This window comes from Nocardioides jiangsuensis, from assembly GCF_019679455.1.
Classification (GTDB): domain Bacteria; phylum Actinomycetota; class Actinomycetes; order Propionibacteriales; family Nocardioidaceae; genus Nocardioides_C; species Nocardioides_C jiangsuensis.
Window position 1 is genome coordinate 580,715 of record NZ_JAIEZQ010000003.1, and the last position, 18,009, is coordinate 598,723.

General features: G+C 71.4%; 17 protein-coding genes and 1 tRNA gene. 14 read left to right on the top strand and 4 right to left on the bottom strand.

The genetic code is table 11. The annotated features are described in order from the left end of the window. Positions 1-102: 102 nt before the first annotated feature. Positions 103-1,065 (top strand): alpha/beta fold hydrolase, encoded by a 963-nt coding sequence (locus tag K1X13_RS18745; protein ID WP_221026649.1) that lies wholly within the window; start codon positions 103-105, stop codon positions 1,063-1,065. Positions 1,066-1,143: 78 nt separating this feature from the next. Here K1X13_RS18745 and aceE read toward each other — a convergent pair whose 3' ends face one another. Continuing rightward, positions 1,144-3,909 carry a pyruvate dehydrogenase (acetyl-transferring), homodimeric type gene (gene aceE / locus K1X13_RS18750; protein WP_308249638.1) on the bottom strand — a complete coding sequence of 922 codons (2,766 nt, stop codon included), beginning with the start codon at positions 3,907-3,909 and terminating at the stop codon, positions 1,144-1,146. Positions 3,910-4,185: 276 nt separating this feature from the next. Between aceE and K1X13_RS18755 the strand changes: the two genes are divergently transcribed. From K1X13_RS18755 to K1X13_RS18815, 13 genes are all read left to right on the top strand, one after another. After that, entirely contained in the window at positions 4,186-4,611 is a 426-nt protein-coding gene (locus K1X13_RS18755; RefSeq protein ID WP_221026651.1) for a DUF3052 domain-containing protein, read from the top strand. Between the two features lie 81 nt (positions 4,612-4,692). After that, positions 4,693-6,306: an AMP-binding protein gene (locus K1X13_RS18760; RefSeq protein WP_221026652.1), complete on the top strand. Its 1,614-nt coding sequence runs from the start codon at positions 4,693-4,695 to the stop codon at positions 6,304-6,306. Between the two features lie 55 nt (positions 6,307-6,361). Continuing rightward, positions 6,362-6,826: a peroxiredoxin gene (locus tag K1X13_RS18765; protein ID WP_221026653.1), complete on the top strand. Its 465-nt coding sequence runs from the start codon at positions 6,362-6,364 to the stop codon at positions 6,824-6,826. A 177-nt stretch (positions 6,827-7,003) separates the two neighbouring features. Continuing rightward, positions 7,004-7,075 (top strand) — tRNA-Val (locus K1X13_RS18770). Positions 7,076-7,191: 116 nt separating this feature from the next. Then, complete coding sequence (locus K1X13_RS18775) at positions 7,192-7,578, top strand: DUF6394 family protein (RefSeq protein WP_221026654.1); 387 nt, start codon at positions 7,192-7,194, stop codon at positions 7,576-7,578. Positions 7,579-7,591: 13 nt separating this feature from the next. Beyond that, on the top strand, positions 7,592-9,388 hold the full coding sequence (locus tag K1X13_RS18780) for an NAD-binding protein (RefSeq protein ID WP_221026655.1): 1,797 nt from the start codon (positions 7,592-7,594) through the stop codon (positions 9,386-9,388). A gap of 77 nt (positions 9,389-9,465) precedes the next feature. Next, on the top strand, positions 9,466-11,397 hold the full coding sequence (locus K1X13_RS18785) for a WD40/YVTN/BNR-like repeat-containing protein (RefSeq protein WP_221026656.1): 1,932 nt from the start codon (positions 9,466-9,468) through the stop codon (positions 11,395-11,397). Between the two features lie 81 nt (positions 11,398-11,478). Continuing rightward, positions 11,479-12,219 (top strand): hypothetical protein, encoded by a 741-nt coding sequence (locus tag K1X13_RS18790; RefSeq protein WP_221026657.1) that lies wholly within the window; start codon positions 11,479-11,481, stop codon positions 12,217-12,219. Positions 12,220-12,355: 136 nt separating this feature from the next. After that, positions 12,356-12,625: an excalibur calcium-binding domain-containing protein gene (locus tag K1X13_RS18795; protein ID WP_221026658.1), complete on the top strand. Its 270-nt coding sequence runs from the start codon at positions 12,356-12,358 to the stop codon at positions 12,623-12,625. Between the two features lie 62 nt (positions 12,626-12,687). Beyond that, positions 12,688-13,500: a GmrSD restriction endonuclease domain-containing protein gene (locus K1X13_RS18800; RefSeq protein WP_308249639.1), complete on the top strand. Its 813-nt coding sequence runs from the start codon at positions 12,688-12,690 to the stop codon at positions 13,498-13,500. Positions 13,501-13,790: 290 nt separating this feature from the next. Next, complete coding sequence (locus K1X13_RS18805; RefSeq protein ID WP_221026659.1) at positions 13,791-13,982, top strand: hypothetical protein; 192 nt, start codon at positions 13,791-13,793, stop codon at positions 13,980-13,982. Between the two features lie 125 nt (positions 13,983-14,107). Then, positions 14,108-14,509 carry a hypothetical protein gene (locus K1X13_RS18810; protein WP_221026660.1) on the top strand — a complete coding sequence of 134 codons (402 nt, stop codon included), beginning with the start codon at positions 14,108-14,110 and terminating at the stop codon, positions 14,507-14,509. A 42-nt stretch (positions 14,510-14,551) separates the two neighbouring features. Further along, entirely contained in the window at positions 14,552-15,433 is an 882-nt protein-coding gene (locus tag K1X13_RS18815; RefSeq protein WP_221026661.1) for a serine/threonine-protein kinase, read from the top strand. A gap of 14 nt (positions 15,434-15,447) precedes the next feature. On the opposite strand, the gene K1X13_RS18820 is transcribed toward K1X13_RS18815, so the two are convergent. Genes K1X13_RS18820 through K1X13_RS18830 form a run of 3 tightly spaced genes read right to left on the bottom strand, consistent with a single transcriptional unit; the run spans position 15,448 to position 17,952 of the window. Next, the gene (locus tag K1X13_RS18820) at positions 15,448-16,116 is read right to left on the bottom strand and encodes a response regulator transcription factor (RefSeq protein WP_221026662.1); all 669 of its coding nucleotides are present in this window, start codon (positions 16,114-16,116) and stop codon (positions 15,448-15,450) included. Next, positions 16,101-17,546 (bottom strand): sensor histidine kinase, encoded by a 1,446-nt coding sequence (locus tag K1X13_RS18825; protein ID WP_221026663.1) that lies wholly within the window; start codon positions 17,544-17,546, stop codon positions 16,101-16,103. The genes K1X13_RS18820 and K1X13_RS18825 overlap by 16 nt, the downstream gene beginning before the upstream one ends. Continuing rightward, positions 17,536-17,952, bottom strand: coding sequence for a hypothetical protein (locus K1X13_RS18830; RefSeq protein WP_221026664.1), 417 nt, complete (start codon positions 17,950-17,952; stop codon positions 17,536-17,538). The genes K1X13_RS18825 and K1X13_RS18830 overlap by 11 nt, the downstream gene beginning before the upstream one ends. Between the last annotated feature and the right edge of the window lie 57 nt (positions 17,953-18,009).

Below are 18,009 nucleotides of genomic sequence, written 5' to 3' on the forward strand. Positions count from 1 at the left end.
GTCGCGAAAGCGGCTCAATCACCCGATATGGGTGGAGTCGTGGGCGAATGGAGCGGCCTGTTCTGGTTAACATCGCGCCAACGCACGTCGAGGGAGCACGCCATGCCGAAGGGGCTCGAGGTCCAGTACCTCACGATCCACGGACACAAGCGCGCCTTCGTCAAGACGGGCTCCGGTCCCGCGCTGCTGCTCCTGCACGGCCTCGGCTGCGACCACACCACGTGGCGGTCGGTGATCCCGGCGCTCGCCCGCCGCTACACCGTGATCGCGCCCGACCTGCTCGGGCACGGCCTCTCCGACAAGCCCCGCGCCGACTACAGCGTCGGCGGCTACGCCAACGGCATGCGCGACCTGCTCACCGTGCTGGGCATCGACAAGGTGACCGTGGCGGGGCACAGCTTCGGCGGCGGCGTCGCGATGCAGTTCGCCTACCAGTTCCCCGAGCGCACCGAGCGGATGGTCCTCGTCGCCCCCGGCGGACTCGGACCCGAGGTGACCCCGGCGATCCGCGCGATCACGCTGCCCGGCTTCCACCAGGCGATGGGCGTGGTCACCCTGCCCGGCGTCCGCCACGCGACGAAGCTGTCGATGAAGGCGCTGGCCTACTCCGGGCTGTCCAAGGCCCGTGACCTCGACGAGGTCGCCGAGATCGTCGACTCCTTCCGCGACCCGCGCGCCCGCGCCGCGATCCGCCACGTCGTCTCGCACTGCGTCGACTGGCGCGGGCAGGTCGTGACCATGGCCGACCGGGCCTACCTCACCCAGGCGATGCCGATGCTGGTGGTCTGGGGCACCGAGGACTCGGTCATCCCGGTCCGGCACGCCGGGGTCGCCGCGGAGATCGCGCCCGGTGCGACGGTCGAGGTCGTCGGCAACGCCGGCCACTTCCCGCACAAGGACCACCCGCAGCGGTTCGTGAAGATCGTCAACGACTTCATCGGCTCCACCGAGCCCGCGGTCTACCACCGCGGCCGCTGGCGCAACCTGCTCCGCACCGGCGGGCAGACCGTGGCGGGCCCGGTCGCCGCGCCCGTCGTACGCCCCGACGCCGCCGAGATCGCCTGAGCCGCACACCTGAGGCAAAGGCCGAGGCCCGCCCCACGCCGAGCGTGGGACGGGCCTCGATCCGTCTGCGGGGGCGGCTCAGGCGTCGCCGCCCTCCTGCTTGACCCCGCGTACGGCGGTCGGGTCGTCGATCCGGTAGCGGTCGAAGGCCTCCTGAACCGTCTCGCGCTTGACCTCGCCGCGGTCGGCCAGCGCCTGGAGCGCCCCCACCACGACCGACTGGGCGTCGATGTGGAAGAAGCGGCGCGCGGCCGGACGGGTGTCGGCGAAGCCGAAGCCCTCGGCGCCGAGCACGTGGTAGTCACCGGGGACCCACTTGGCGATCTGGTTCGGCACCGCCCGCATGTAGTCGCTGACCGCGACGAACGGGCCGGCGGCCTCCTTGAGCTTGTTCGTCACGTAGGGCACGCGCGCGTCCTCGGACGGGTGCAGCAGGTTGTACTCCTCGGCCGCCACCGCGTCGCGGGCCAGCTCGTTCCACGAGGTGACCGACCAGGTGTCGGCCGCGACGCCCCACTCCTCGGCGAGGAGCCGCTGCGCCTCGGTGATCCACGGGAAGCCGACGCCGGACGCGAGCAGCTGCACGCGGGGCGGGTTCTCCGCCTCGACCTTCGGCGGCACCGCGAAGTGGTAGATGCCCTTGAGCAGACCCTCGAGGTCGAGGTTCTCCGGCTCCTTCGGCATCTGGATCGGCTCGTTGTAGACCGTCACGTAGTAGATGACGTCCTCGCCGTGCGGGTGCTCCTCGGTCGAGCCGTACATGCGCCGCAGGCCGTCCTGGACGATGTGGCTGACCTCGTGCGCCATCGCCGGGTCGTAGTGCACGACCGCGGGGTTGGTCACCGCGAGCAGCGGGGAGTGGCCGTCGGCGTGCTGCAGGCCCTCGCCGGTGAGCGTCGTACGGCCCGCGGTGGCGCCGATCAGGAAGCCCCTGGCGAGCTGGTCGGCCATCGCCCAGATCGAGTCGCCGGTGCGCTGGAACCCGAACATCGAGTAGAAGATGTAGAAGGGGATCATGTGCTCGCCGTGCGTGGAGTACGTCGACCCGGCGGCGGTCGTGGACGCCATCGCGCCCGCCTCGGAGATGCCCTCGTGGAGCATCTGGCCCTGCGCGGACTCCTTGTAGGTGAGCAGCAGCTTGCGGTCCACCGACTCATAGGTCTGCCCGGCCGGCTGGTAGATCTTCGCCGTCGGGAACATCGAGTCCATGCCGAAGGTGCGGAACTCGTCGGGCGCGATCGGGACGATGCGCTTGCCGATCTCCGGGTCCTTCATCAGGTCCTTGAGCAGCCGGACCAGCGCCATGGTGGTGGCGATGGCCTGCTTGCCGGAGCCCTGCTTGAGCTCGGAGTAGACCGCGTCGCCGGGCAGCTTGAGCGGCTTGGCCTTGACCTCGCGCTTGGGCAGCGACCCGCCGAGCTGGCGGCGGCGCTCGAGCATGTACTCGATCTCCGGCGCGTCCTTGCCCGGGTGGTAGAACGGCGCGATGTCGGCGCCGTCGATCTGCTTGTCGGTGATCGGCAGGTAGAGCCGGTCGCGGAACTTCTTCAGGTCGTCCTTGGTCAGCTTCTTCATCTGGTGCGTGGCGTTGCGACCCTCGAGGGCGTCGATGGTCCAGCCCTTGATGGTCTTGGCCAGGATCACCGTGGGCTGCCCGACGTGGTCGGAGGCGGCCTTGAAGGCGGAGTAGACCTTGCGGTAGTCGTGGCCGCCGCGCGGCAGCTTGCGCAGGTCCTCGTCGGACATGCCCTCGACCATCTTGCGCAGGCGGGGGTCACCGCCGAAGAAGTGCTCGCGGATGTACTCGCCGGACTCGACGGAGTAGGTCTGGAACTGGCCGTCGGGCGTGGTGTTCATCCGGTTGACCAGGGCGCCGTCGACGTCCTTGGCGAGGATGTCGTCCCACTCGCGGCCCCAGACCACCTTGATGACGTTCCAGCCGGCACCCCGGAAGATCGCCTCCAGCTCCTGGATGATCTTGCCGTTGCCGCGCACCGGGCCGTCGAGCTGCTGCAGGTTGCAGTTGACGACGAAGTTGAGGTTGTCGAGCTCCTCGCGCGCGGCCAGGCTGATCGCGCCGAGCGACTCGGGCTCGCCCATCTCGCCGTCGCCGAGGAAGGCCCACACCTGCTGCTGGCTGGTGTCCTTGATCCCGCGGTTGTGCAGGTAGCGGTTGAACCGCGCCTGGTAGATGCCGTTGAGGGCGGTGAGGCCCATCGACACCGTCGGGAACTCCCAGAAGTCCGGCATCAGGCGCGGGTGCGGGTACGACGGGAGGCCCTTGCCGACGCCGTGCTGCACCTCCTGGCGGAAGTGGGAGAGCTGCTGCTCGTCGAGCCGGCCCTCGAGGAAGGCGCGGGCGTAGATGCCGGGGGAGCCGTGACCCTGGATGTAGACCTGGTCGCCGCCACCCGGGTGGTCCTTGCCGCGGAAGAAGTGGTTGAAGCCCACCTCGTAGAGCGAGGCCGCGGACTGGTAGGTGGCGATGTGGCCGCCGACCTCGAGGCCCTTGCGGTTGGCCGCGGAGACCATGACCGCGGCGTTCCAGCGGATGAACGCGCGGATCCGGCGCTCGATGTCCTCGTCGCCGGGGAACCAGGGCTCACGCTCCGGCGGGATGGTGTTGATGTAGTCGGTGCTGCGCAGCGCGGGCACGCCGACCTGCTTCTCGCGCGCGCGCTCGAGGAGCTTGAGCATCACGTAGCGGGCTCGGCTCTTGCCGCGTTCGTCCAGCAGGGCGTCGAGCGAGTCGAGCCACTCCTGGGTCTCGTCCGGGTCGATGTCCGGCAACTGCGTGGGAAGGCCCTCGTGAATGATCGAGGGGCGTTCAGATCCTGAAGCCACGATTCCTCTGCTCTCAGTTCGAGATGTGCGATGAGGGAGCCCGGGTCGCAAGATCCCTCGCCTGCATCGTGTCACGTCCGCCCCCATGACGGAATTTACCGACGAGTAGTCCCGCAGGGCCGAGGGATGGTCAACAGCGCCGTCTCGACGGCCCCGGGGCAGTAGCCTGTCAGCACCCCCGGGGGTCATGGGGTTGCGTACACGTGTGACTTCCGGTGGACTACCCGACAGCAGACGAGCACGCCGTGCTCGTCCGACACCGTTTGGAGGAGCAAGTTGAGCGCGACCGCAGGTGGCGCGGACACCCAGAGTGCTGGGGCCCGCCTAGGCCTGAAGGCCGGCATGGTCGTCCAGGAGCTCGGCTGGGACGAGGACGTCGACGACACCCTCCGGGTCCAGATCGAGGACACCATCGACGGGGACCTGGTCGACGGGGACTACGGCAACGTGGTCGACTCCGTCGTCCTGTGGTGGCGTGACGAGGACGGCGACCTGGTCGACGCGCTCGTGGACTCGCTGACCGACCTCGTCGGGGGAGGGGTCATCTGGCTGCTCACCCCCAAGGTGGGCCGCCCCGGCTCCGTGGACCCCGCAGACGTCGCCGAGGCCGCACCCGTGGCCGGCCTGGCCACGACGACCACCGTGGCGGTCAGCAAGGACTGGGCCGCCACCCGCCTGGTCGCCCCCAAGACCGCTCACTGACTCCCCGCCTCGCAGGGGCGTAGCCGCAGGTGTAAACGCTCGTTACAGTTGTCGGCACTCGACCTGAGGAGGACCGGCGCGATGCTGGGGAAAGCCGCTGGGCTCGTGACGAACGAGCTCACCACGCTCAAGGTGCTGGCGACGGCCGGGGTGATCCGTCCGTACCCGCCGCAGGTGCTCGTCGGCATCGTACGCACGCTGCGCCGGTGGGGCCGTGGCCCGGCCGGAGGGTTCGCCACGCTCGCGCTGCGAGCGCCCGACCAGGTCGGTCTCGTCGACGAGCGCGGTGAGCTGACCTTCGGCGAGCTCGAGCGGCGCAGCAACGCCCTCGCCCGCGGGCTGCGCGACCTCGGCGTGGAGGAGGGCGGCAGCGTCGCGGTCCTCTGCCGCAACCACCGGGGCTTCGTCGAGGCGACGATCGCCGTCGCCAAGCTCGGCGCGGACCTCCTCTACCTGAACACCGCCTTCGCGGCGCCGCAGCTCGGTGAGGTCTGCGAGCGCGAGGAGCCCGCCGTCGTCATCTACGACGAGGAGTTCGACGGGCTCATCGAGGAGGCCGGCGTACGGGCGACCCGGGTGCTCGCCTGGCAGGAGTCCGACACCGACCGCCCCACCCTCGACGCCCTCGTCGCGGCGGGCTCGAGCGAGGAGCTGACGCCGCCCCGGCACCGCTCCCGTTCGGTGATCCTGACCTCCGGCACCACCGGCACCCCCAAGGGCGCGCCCCGCAGCGAGGGCTCCTTCGAGGCCGGGGTGTCCCTGCTCTCCCGGCTGCCGCTGCGCCGCGGCTGGCGCTGCCACATCGCGGCGCCGCTCTTCCACACCTGGGGCTGGGCGCACCTCAACCTCGCCATGCTGATGGGCACCACCGTCGTGCTCCGGCGCCGGTTCGACCCCGAGGACTGCCTGCGCGCGGTCGTCGCCGAGCGCTGCGACTCGCTCGCGGTGATCCCGGTGATGCTCCAGCGGATCATGCAGCTGCCGGAGCCGACGCTGCGCTCCTACGACCTGTCCGGCGTCAAGGTGGTGGCCGCCTCCGGGTCCGCGCTGCCCGGCGACCTCGGCACCACCTGGATGGACCACTTCGGGGAGAGCCTCTTCAACGTCTACGGCTCGACCGAGGTGGCCTGGGCGACGATCGCCCAGCCCGCCGACCTGCGCGCCGCCCCCGGGACCGCGGGCCGGCCGCCGCACGCCACCGTGGTCCGTCTCTACGATGACGACGGCCGGCCGGTCCCGACCGGGGAGCCCGGGCGGATCTTCGTCGGCAACTCCATGCTCTTCGAGGGCTACACGGGCGGTGGTTCCAAGGACACCATCGACGGGCTGATGGCCACCGGCGACATCGGCCGGTTCGACGAGGACGGGCGCCTGTTCGTCGAGGGCCGGGACGACGAGATGATCGTGTCGGGCGGCGAGAACGTCTTCCCCCAGGAGGTCGAGGACTGCATCGCGCGGCACGACGCGGTGGTCGACGTGGCGGCCCTGGGCGTCGACGATGCGGACTTCGGCAAGCGCCTGCGGGCCTTCGTCGTACTCTCGTCCGCGGACGCGGTCACCGAGGACGAGCTCAAGGACCACGTGAAGCGGAACCTCGCCCGTTACAAGGTGCCGCGCGAGATCGTCTTCGTCGAGGAGCTCCCGCGCAATGCCACCGGCAAGATCCTCAAGCGCGAGCTCGCCGACCACGAGTGACACGCGTCCGACGTCTGTTCACCCAGCCCGTACCCGCGAGACAACGAGGAGCCCCATGACCTTGGAGACCGGCGCACCCGCCCCCGACTTCACCCTGCGCGACCAGCACGGCCAGGCCGTGACGCTGTCGTCGTTCGTGGGGGAGAAGGCCGTGGTGCTGGTGTTCTACCCATTCGCGTTCAGCGGCGTCTGCACCGGCGAGCTGTGCGAGATCCGGGACAACCTGCCGACCTTCGAGTCCGAGGAGGTGCAGCTGCTCGCGGTCTCGTGCGACCCGATGTTCGCGCTGCGGGCCTTCGCGGACCAGGACGACCTCACCTTTCCGCTGCTCTCGGACTTCTGGCCGCACGGCGCGGTCTCCTCGGCGTACGGCGTCTTCGACGAGGCGCGGGGCTGCTCCCAGCGGTCGACGTTCATCATCGACCGCGACGGCATCCTGCGCTGGAGCGTGCACAACGCCATGCCGCAGGCCCGTGACCTCGAGGAGTACACGCGCGTGCTGACCCAGATGAGTGCATAAAGTAAAGATTCCGGACCTCCTCCGGCTTTTTGCCGCATTCCTCTGACAGAGCCTGCGGCCGCCAGTTGAATAGTCCTTGTTACGACCGCTGGTGACCCGAGACGCCAGCGGTCGTACTTTATTTTCCGGACTCCCGTCGGGGCCGGATCGGCGCTCCCGTAGGCTGTGGCGCGCTCGGGGCGTATAGCTCAGCGGTAGAGCACCTCGCTTACAACGAGGTGGTCGCAGGTTCGATCCCTGCTGCGCCCACCGCACTCCTCTCCAGCCCGGTTCTCCGAGGTGGGTCGCCCGCTCGGAGCCGGTTTCGCTCGACGGAGCGCCCGCCGGTCGTACGATCCGAACATCGCGACCGGCCGGAGCAGCCCATGAACCTGGAGAAGGTGATCTTCGGATTCTTCGTGCTGCTCGCCGCGACCCTGAACTTCGGGTTCTTCATCGGCGACCTCGGTGACCCGGAGCTGCACAACGTCTACGAGCTGTTCGCAGCGGTCGTGGTCAACCTGATCGCCATGGTGCTGAAGTTCGGGGACCGCACCCAGATCGGCGCGGTCCAGCTGGCCACCAGCCTCGTCGCGAGCCTCCAGCTCATCGCAGCGGCAGCCGTGTGGGCCTACGCCACGAACGTCGCGACGGACGGCCTCACCCGGGAGATGACGGCGAGCGTCATCTCCCTCTCCGGCGGAGCGCTGTTCGCCAACGTCGTCTCGGTCGTCCTCCTGGTGGTCGAGACCGTGTCCTTCCAGCGTCGCTGAGGCGGGAGTCGCCGTGGGGAACCCACTGCTCGTCCTGTGGTACCGGATCTTCGCCGTCGAGGACGAGGGCCGGCACTCGGACGGCGTGGAGCGCCCGCTGCCCGAGCCACCCGGCCAGCAGCCCTCGGCCGGGATCCTGCTGGTCCTGCGCCGGATGCGGATCCCGTTGATCGTGCTGATCGTGATCTTCGCGGTGAGCGTGCTGGGCCTGACCCTGGTGCCCGGGGAGGACGCGCAGGGACGGCCGACCAGGCTGGGCATCTTCGAGGCGTTCTACTTCATGAGCTTCACCGCGACCACGATCGGTCTGGGGGAGATCCCCTACACCTTCACGCCCGCCCAGCGCATGTGGGTGACGTTCGCGATCTTCCTGTCGGTGATCGGCTGGGCGTACGCGGTCGGGTCCCTCCTCGCGCTGATGCAGGACCGTGCGTTCCGCCGGGCACTGGCACGGCGTCTCTTCGCGCGCAAGGTGGCCCACCTGGGGGAGCCGTTCCTGCTGCTCGTCGGCTACGGCAACGCCACCAAGCGGCTTGCCCGCTCACTCGACGACATGGGCCGGCGGTTCGTGGTCATCGACCGGGACGAGAACCGGGTGACGGGGGTGGACCTGGACTCCTACCGCGCGGACACCCCGGCGATGCTCGGCGACGCGCGGGACACCGGCAACCTGGCGCTGGCCGGCCTCGGTCACCGTCACTGCGAGGGCGTGGTCGCCCTCACCGGGAACGACGAGACCAACCTCGACGTGGCGATGACGGCGTCGTTGCTGCGCCCGGACCTGCCGGTGATCGCCCGGACGAGCTCCCGCGAGATCGCCGAGCGCATGCACGCCTTCGGCGATCCCGAGGTGGTGAACCCGCTGGACCGCTTCGGCGACCACCTGCGGATCCTCCTGCGCTCGCCGTCGTCCTACCAGTTGATGGTGTGGCTCACCAGCGCGCCGGGCAGCCCGCTCCCACCGCGCCGCGACGTTCTGCCGCGCGGACGGTGGGTGGTCTGCGGGTACGGACGCTTCGGCCGCGAGCTCACCGCCGACCTGCGTGCGGAGGGCCTGGAGGTGACGATCGTCCGCGCCGAGGGGGCCGACGACGAGGAGACGCAGCACCGCGCGTTCGCGGAGGCCGACGTCGAGCACGCGGCCGCCTTCGTCGCCGCCACGGAGGACGACATGACCAACCTGTGGCTGGTCGAGGGCGCACGCCGTGCCAACCCGGACGTCTTCGTGGCCACGCTGCAGAACCGGGCGGCCAACGCGTCCCTCTTCGACGCGGTCGGCGTCGACTTCGGGATGATGCCGGCCGAGCTGATCGCGCACGAAGCGCTGGCACGGCTCGCCAACCCGGTGCTGATGCGGTTCCTGCCGGCGGTGCCCCGTCAGGGCGAGGAGTGGTCCGCGGGCATGGTCGACCGGCTGGTGGACAGGTGCGGGGCCGGCACCCCGCACCTGTGGCGGATCCGGCTCACGCGCGAGGAGGCGCCCGCTCTGCTCGGCCGGCTGACGGCCGGGGGGCTCCGGGTCGGCGACCTGCTGCGGAGCCCGCAGGGGCGGGAGCGTTCGTTGGAGGCGGTCGCGCTGGCGCTGCTGCGCGACGGCACGAGTGTGATCGCCCCGGACGACGACGTGGTGCTGAACCTCGACGACCAGCTGCTGCTAGCCGGCCGGCCCGGCGCCCGCCGGGCGCTGGACGCGACGCTCACCAACGAGCCGACCGCCGCCTACGTCGTCGACGGAGGGTTCGCGCCGTCGAGCTGGCTCTGGCGGCGGCTCTCCCGCAGGAGCTCCGCGGTGCCGAAGGAGCACGTCTGAGGGCTCGCCGGCTCTCGCACGGGTCGTGGCAACCTGAGTACAGTCGGGCGCACTATTCGGACATTCGGGGGAATGCCATGGTTCGTGTCCGTTCTTCGTCGCTTCTCGTCCTGGTCCTTGCCGTCGGGCTGTGGGGCCTGCCGGACCCGGGTGCGCCGGCGGTGGCCTCGCACAGCACGGGCAGGTGGAGCGCGCACGGGCCGTCGGCCGGAAGTGTCCGCACCGTCGAGGTCGGCAACGACGGGACCGTCTACGCCGGCACCGGCGGAGCCGGCGTCTTCGCCTCCCGCGACGGCGGCGCGACGTGGCAGCGCCGCGGCAGCGGTCTTCCCCCCGACGCGTACGTCAGCGGGATCGCGGTGTCGCCCTCCACCCCGGCGCGGGTCTACCTGTCGACGTACGCGCACGGCGCCTACCGCAGCGACGACGCCGGCGCCTCGTGGCGCCGCATCCACCCGGCGGCCACGGTGTCGGACATCGCGGTCGACCCGACCGACGCCGACATCGTGTATCTCGGCGACGCGGGTGGGACCAACGCGAAGAGCGTCGACGGTGGCGCCACGTGGACCGGGCTGACGATCCCGAACCGGTCGACGTTCGCCAGCGACGTGGTCGAGGTGGCGCCCTCGGACCCCGCGGTCGTGTACGCCACCGACCCGCCGCTCCTGGTCCGCAGCGACGACGGCGGCGCGACCTGGCACGGCACCGGCTCGAGCACGACGTTCGTCGAGGACCTCGCCGTGCACCCGACCGACCCGGACGTGGTCTACGCGGCGACCGTCTTCGACACCGTGCAGAAGAGCACCGACCGCGGCGTCACGTGGACGGCGGGGACCGGCCTGCCGGACATCGTGACGCACACGGTGGAGATCGACCGCAGCCGGCCCAGCACGGTGTACGCCGGCACCGCACGGGGCGGCTACGCCTACCGGTCGGTGGACGCGGGTGCCACGTGGCAGCGGTACCGGGTCGCCACGGCCAACGGCGCCGTCGAGCACCTCGCGTCGGCGGCGGGCGGGGTGGTTTACGCCGGCACGACGTACAACGGCGTCTTCCGGAGCGTGGACCGGGGAGCCACGTGGACGCGGCGGGGCAACCGGATCGTCGGAGCCGACGTGCGAGCGCTCGTGACCGTGCCGTCGTCCCCGGCGGTCGTGTACGCGGGCACGATGGGGGACGGCGTCCACCGGACGACCGACAGCGGTCTCACGTGGGCCCGGCGGGGGCTGGCCGGTCGCCGGGTGAACGACCTGGCGGTGCACCGTTCGCGGCCGCGCACGGTGTACGCCGCGACCGACCGCGGGATCCACAGGACCATCGACGGCGGCAGGACCTGGCGGCTCGCCACCTCGCGGTTCGCGGGCGCGTCGGCAGTCGCCGTCGCGCCTTCCGACCCGGCAGTCGTCTACGCGACGAGGTCGGGCAGCGTCATCAGGTCGGTCGACGCCGGGCGGACCTGGCGCAGGCTGAGGGTGCCGGACTACGCGGACTACACGGCCCTGGCGGTGCATCCGACGCGGCCGGCCACCGCATGGGTGGGCACGGCGGGATCGCAGGGCACGGTCCTGCGCACCGGCGACGGCGGGCGGACGTGGCGGTCCGCCGCCGCCTGTCCCCTCAACTACCCCGCTCTCGACCTCGCCGTGGACACGCGCCGGCCGTGGGTCGTCTACGCCGGCTGCGAGTCGAACGGCCTCTACCGCAGCAGGGACCGGGGAGCGACCTGGCGGCGCATCACGCCCGACGCGGTCGACACGGTCACCGACGTGGTCGTCGACCCGGCCCGCTCCGGGAGGCTCTACGTCGGCACATACTCGGGTCGTGGTGTCTCCGGGGTCTACCGGAGCGTCGACGGCGGCGTCACGTGGCGGCTCTTCGGCACCGGGATGACCACGACGTGGACGCACGCCCTGGCGATCACCGCGACCTCCTCCCGGCTGCACGCGGGGACGACGGGCTACGGCCTCGACGGTGGAGGCGGGGGAGTCTTCACCTACCGCCTGAAGTAGGCCGGGCGCCGGGACGAGGTCGCCCGATTCCCCCACCTGGTGCGGGTCTCCGGTTCTACGCTGAGGCGGAGGAGGGGGACCATGACCACCATCAGTGCTGCCGAGAACCGGGACAGTTGGGCCGCGACCGCCGAGCACGCCCTGCGCCGGCTCGCCGCGGTGACCTGGGCCGGCGCCCTGCTCGGCCTGCTCGTCGGCGGCGTCGGCAGCCGGCTGGCGATGCTGCTGCTCGCGAGGCTGAACCCGGAGGCGACCGGGGTCATCAGTGACGACGGCTTCAGGATGGGGCAGCTGACCGCGGACACGCTGAACCTGCTGGTCGTCACGACGTTCATCGGCGTGTTCGGCGGCGGCATCTACTTCGTGCTGCGTGGGCTGATGATCGGGCCGCGCTGGTTCCAGGTCCTGTCCATCTCGGTCGGGCCCGCGGTGGTGGCGGGCGCCTCGATCGTGCACGTCGACGGCGTGGACTTCACCACCCTCGAGCCGGCGTGGCTCGCGATCGCCATGTTCGTGCTCATCCCGGGGGTGTACGCCGCCCTGCTGACCGTGGTCGCGGAGCGGTGGCTCGCGCCGGGAGGCGGGTTCATGACCGCGCCCACGTGGCTCGCGCTGGCCCCGCTGGTGCTCTGGTCGCCGCTCCTGCCGTTCCTGGGCGCGCTGCTCGTCGGCATGGTGGTGCTCGCGGCGGTGCGTCGTACGCACGGGGGAGGGGTGCTGCTCAGGCACCCTGCCTGGCCGTGGCTGCTCCGCGCGGCGCTGGCGGCCCTGTTCGCCGTCGCCCTGGCCGGCCTGATTCGCGACGCCACCATCCTCCTCTGACCGGAGCATCACACAGGTCACACGGGTCACACCGGTGTTCCCGCGCGTTCGCCGGACAGGCTGCCCGCGCGCACCTACGGTTGAGCGTCGTACCGTCCCGGCCCGGCAGCGGGCCACGACCCCTCCAGGAACCCACATGTTGCGCGCCCTCGTCGCCGTCGTCCTCACCGCCTCCGCCGTCGCAGTCGTCTCGCCCGCCGAGGCGCACACCACGGGGCTGCACGACAACTGCACCAACTTCAACAAGAAGTACCCGCACGGCGTGGGCACCCGGAAGGCGCACGACAAGACCAGCGGTACGCCGGTCACGAGCTTCAAGCGCGCCAACAAGATCTACTGGGCCGCCGAGAAGCACAACGGCGACCTCGACCGTGACAACGACCGCATCGCCTGCGAGAAGGCCTGACCCACCAGGTCGGCCCCGCGCCGTCCCGCGCCCATTCTCACCCACCACCGCGGAGCTCTCTCGTGACACGTCTGCTCGTCCTCGCCCTGCTCTCCCTCGGCCTCGTCGCCGTCCCACCCGCCGCTCCGGCCTCGGCCGGCGAGGTCGTGAAGATGCGGCTGCACCGCGCCGTGAAGCAGCTGCCCGTGGCTCGGGAGACCCGCCGCGGCTACGACCGGGACAAGTTCCGGCACTGGGTGGACGCCGACGGCGACTGCCGCGACACCCGCGACGAGGTGCTCGCCGACGAGTCGCTGACCGCGGTCAGTGGCTGCGACGTGCAGCAGGGCAGGTGGCGCTCCTACTACGACGGGGTCGTCGTCCGCGACTCGTCGGCGTTCGACGTGGACCACCTCGTCCCGCTCGCGGAGGCCTGGGACTCCGGCGCCAAGCGGTGGACCGCCGGCACCCGTCGTGCCTTCGCCAACGACCTCGGCGACGCCCGCAGCCTGGTTGCGGTGACCGCCTCGAGCAACCGCTCCAAGTCCGACCAGGACCCGGCCGAGTGGCTCCCCGCGCTCGACCGCTGCCGCTACGTGCGGGAGTGGACCGCGGTGAAGATCCGCTGGTCGCTCAGCGTCGACCGGACCGAGAAGCGGGTCCTGGTGCGACGGGCCGAGGGCTGCCGCAACCTGGTCGTGAAGGTCCGCAGGGCAACCGTGCGCACGAGCACGAAGTCCGGCGGTGGCTCCACCGGCGGCTCCGGCGGCACCGACCCGCAGTTCGACTACTGTTACCAGGCCAAGGACGCCGGCTACGGGCCGTACTACAAGGGCCAGGACCAGGAGTACGCCTGGTACGACGACGCCGACGGCGACGGGGTCGTCTGCGAGTGACCCCCGGGGAGTAGACCCTTCGGGCCCCCGCGGGCCTCACCCGACCACGGCGATGACCACCCGCACGGGTGGTTATCGCCGCAGAGGTGAGTTTTTACCTGTTCTGCCCGCTCTGTCCGTTTTGTGGCAGTTACCCTGGTGTCCTCTCGGGATCGCATGAGCAATGTTGCCTGGGAGGAGCCACAATGCTCGACTTGGTCGAACTCTGCCTGGAAGCAGAACGTCTTGCCGCAGCCGTACGCAACGCGCGGTGCTGCGACGCCCTCAGACCGTGCCGCCGGTGCACGACGATGCGCCGTCAGGTGGTCGCGCGGAGGCTGGTGATCGCGTCTCCCTGTGGGGTCAGGGCGCCGCACCGCCGTACGTCGGCACCGGCCGACACGGTGGTCACCGTCGTCGACGTCGGGAGCGCCGCGCGTACCCCGAAGGCCCTGGAGCCCGCTCCGGTGCGCCTCGAGCTCGCGGAACGGCTCGCCAGCTGACGCAGCGGTGCCGTTCATGAGAGCGGTCTCACCACGACCTCATCCGGGTCTCACCATCGCCACCCAGGGTTGTCCTCATCACGACGGAACCCAGGGTCGCGAGACCCGCGAAAGGTGGTTGGACCATGAAGAAGCTGCTCCCGATCGGCACCCTCGGACTCGCCGGACTCGCCGGACTCGTCGGCGCCGGGGTGATGGCGTTCCCCGGTACGACGATCGCCGCCGACGTCAACGACGACGCCGTCACCAAGCGTGAGGAAGGTGTCACCGCGCTCGTCCTGGTCGACGACGATGACGACGACGACACCAACGGTGGCACCGACACCGGCACCAACACCGGCACCAGCCGGTCCACGGGCGACAACACCCGCAGCAACGTCACCCGGGTCAGCCGCGACCGCGACCGGAGCCGCGGCGACAACACCCGCGACTGGACGCACGACGGCCCGGGGGACACCCGCACCCGTGACTGGTCGGACAACCGCACCAACGACCGCTCGCGCAACGACACGCGCGGCCGTCGCTGACGCGGCCCGACCGATCGACCGACGGGACGAGTGGAGGCCGGCATGGGCACGGAGCGCGACACGTGGGGCTTCGCCGAGGGCGACGCGATCACCCCCGACCTGACCGCGATGCGGCTGCTCGGGGGAGGGGAGGCCTACGAGGCCTACCTCGCCTTCGACGACGTCACCTACGCACCCGTGGTGGTGAAGGTGGTCCGGCCGGGGCAGGTCACCGACGGTGCCGCCCTGCGCGGGCTGCGCCGCGAGGTGGCGGCGCTGGCCCGGGTCAACCACCCCGTCGTCGTCCGGGGACTGCGGTCCGTGGCGGAGGGGGAGCGCCCGCACGTGGTGCTCGAGCATCTCGACGGCCCCCGGCTGTCGTCGCTCATCCGCCGCTACGGGCCGCTCCCCGAACAGCAGTACCTGCCGCTCGCCGTCGAGCTGGCCTCGGCCCTGCACTACCTGTGCCGGCTCGGGCTGGTGCACCTCGACGTGAAGCCGAGCAACGTCATCATGGGCGCGCCGGCCCGCCTGATCGACCTCAGCGTGGCCCGCAGCCTGGAGGCGACGCAGGCGCTCACCTACCCGATCGGTACCGACGCGTACATGGCCCCGGAGCAGTGCGAGCCGCCGGCCACCGGGACACCCGGGCACGCCAGCGACATGTGGGGCCTCGGTGCCACGCTGTTCCACGCGATCGCCGGCCACCGGCCCTTCGACGAGGGCCGGCCGGACGCCGCCGGTCTCGGCGAGCGCTTCCCGCAGCTGGCCGAGCTGCCCTACGGACTGCCCGACCACGTCCCGGGCGATGTCGCGAAGCTCGTGCACGCCTGCCTCGAGCCGGACCCGGGCGACCGGCCGCTGCCGCACGAGCTCGCCGAGGGCCTAGAGCCCGCGCTGGCCCGGATGCCGCGGGGCCGGCTCGCCGGGTTCAAGGTCCGCTGAGAACCGCGCGGGGGCTACGGGTTGAAGCGGTAGCCGAGACCGCGCACGGTGCTGATCGCCTCCGCGCCGAGCTTCTTGCGGAGGTACCCCACGTACACGTCCACCACGTTCGAGCCCGGGTCGAAGTCGTAGCCCCACACGTGGGAGAGCAGCTGCTCGCGCGAGAGGACCAGGCCGGGGTTGCGCAGGAAGATCTCCGCGAGCTTCAGCTCCCGCGCCGAGAGCTCGACCTCCCGGCCGTTGTGCGAGGCGCGGCGGGTGCGCAGGTCGAGCCGGAACGGCCCCGCCTCGAGCACGTCGTCGCGGGGGCCCTGCTGCTCGCCGGACTGGCGCAGCCGCAGCCGCACCCGGGCGAGCAGCTCGGCGAACCGGAACGGTTTGGCCACGTAGTCGTCGGCGCCACCCTCGAGCGCCGAGACGGTGTCGGTCACCGAGTCCCGTGCGGTGAGCACGATGACCGGCATCGTGCTGCCGGAGGCGCGCAGCTGCTCGAGGACCGTGAACCCGTCCATGCCGGGCAGGTTGATGTCGAGGATGGCGAGGTCGAAGTCCCCGCTGAGCGCGAGGTCGAGACCACTCACCCCGTCGGCGACGACGGTCGTGGTGTAGCCGTCGGCGTCGAGGCCCTTGGCGACGAAGGCGGAGATCCGCGCCTCGTCCTCCACGATCAGGATGCGGGCCACGGGTCGTCCTTCCGTCGTACGGGCAGGGTCAGCACGAATCGGGCACCGTGCGGCTCGGCATCCTCCACCACCGCGTCGCCGCCGTGCGCGGCGGCGATGCCGCGGACGATCGAGAGGCCGAGGCCGAACCCGTCGTCGCCGTGGGGTACGGCGGACCGCGCGAACCGGTCGAAGACCAGCGCCTTGTCCTCGTCGGGGACACCGGAGCCGGTGTCCCGCACCCACAACCGCACCCGGTGGCCGCCGTCGACGCGGCTGCCGACGCCGATCTCGTCGCCGGGCCGGGAGTGCTTCACGGCGTTCTCCGCGAGCTGCAGCATCGCCTGGGTGAGCCGCTGCTCGTCGAGCCACGCCAGCACGTCGGCGCTGTCGTCGAGCACCCAGCGCCGGTCGCCGAGTGCCCGGCACTTGTCGAGCACGGTGCGCGTGTACGGCGCCAGGTCGACCGTGTCCGGCCGGAGGAAGTCGGGCCGGGCCGTCTTGGCGAGCATGATCAGGTCGCCGACCAGCCGCGACATCCGGTCCACCTCGTCGAGCAGGAGCTCCCGGGTCGCCTCCACCTCGGCGGGGTCACCGCTGTCGAGGAGCTCCATGTGGCCACGGATCACGGTGAGCGGCGTCCGCAGCTCGTGCCCGGCGTCGTCGAGGAACTGTCGCTGCCCCGTGAACGCGGTCTCGAGCCGCTCGAGCATCTCGTTGATGGTCCGGGTCAGCGCGGTGATGTCGTCGTGGCCGGTCTCGGGGATCCGCCGGGACAGGTCGCTCTCGCTGATCGCCTGCGCGGTCTCCCGGAGCGAGCGCAGGGGGCGCAGCAGCCGGTCGGCCTGCCAGGCGGCGAGCGCGGCGACCAGCCCCAGCGACAGCACCGACACGATCGCGTAGGTCCGCATCACCTCGCGCAGCGCCCGGTGCTCGTCCTCGAGGAAGCTGGCCACCACGAACGCGCCCCGGGTCTGCCGGTCACGGGCGGGCTGCACGGTGACGGAGACCTCGCCCCACCGGGTGTCCAGGCTGGTGGTGCCGCCGGTGGCGACGCGCTCGGCCACGGCGCGCCGGAACGCCGGGTCGTAGAGCAGGGTCTCGTGCACGTCCCCCTGGAACCGCTTCGGTCCGCCGTTCCACCAGCCGACGAGCAGCTCGTTCTCGTCGGGGACGTTGCGCTGCAGGAAGACCTCGATCAGCCGCCGGACGTCGTCGAAGGCGCGGGGTGGCCTGCTCTCCGGGTCGATCCCCCTGCTCTGCAGCTCGGCGAACTCCGCGAGCTCCTGCTCCACCTGGTCCTGCACGGCGCGGTCGATGCGGGCCGAGGAGAGGGCATAGACGACGAGACCCGCCCCGGCCAGGGCGAGTCCCGTGAGGAGCGCGACGGCGATCGCGATGCGGGTCCGGACCGGGACCCCGGCACGCCGTGACGCCGGGTCAGTCGTCATCGCCCCCGCTGTCGTCGTGGCCGCTGTCGTCACCCGAGTCGTCGCCGCTGTCACCCGAGTCGTCGTCGTGGCCGCTGCCGTGGCCGGAGCTGTCGTCGTCCACGTCGCGCGGGGTCGGCCGGACCTCCTCGAGGTCGTCGTCCCGGTCACCGCCGTGGTCGTCCCCACGGTCGTCGTCCCGGTCTTCGTCGCTGCGCGTGGCGGACGGGCGGGGCGAAGGACTGCTGCTCTGCCCGGAGCGCGGGTCGGGGCCGGCGGACCTGGCCGGCGACGGCTGGTCGGTGATCACCACGGGGGCGCGCTGGGCGGGCATGTCGGCCTGCGACGCGACGAGGGTGCCGGCGACGTACGCGCCCACCGGCAGCGTCACCAGCAGTCCGACCAGGACCTTCCACAGGATGCTCACGGGTACCAGTGTGCCCATCCGCGTGGGAGCAGGGTGAGAAGCAGATGAGAGACCTCT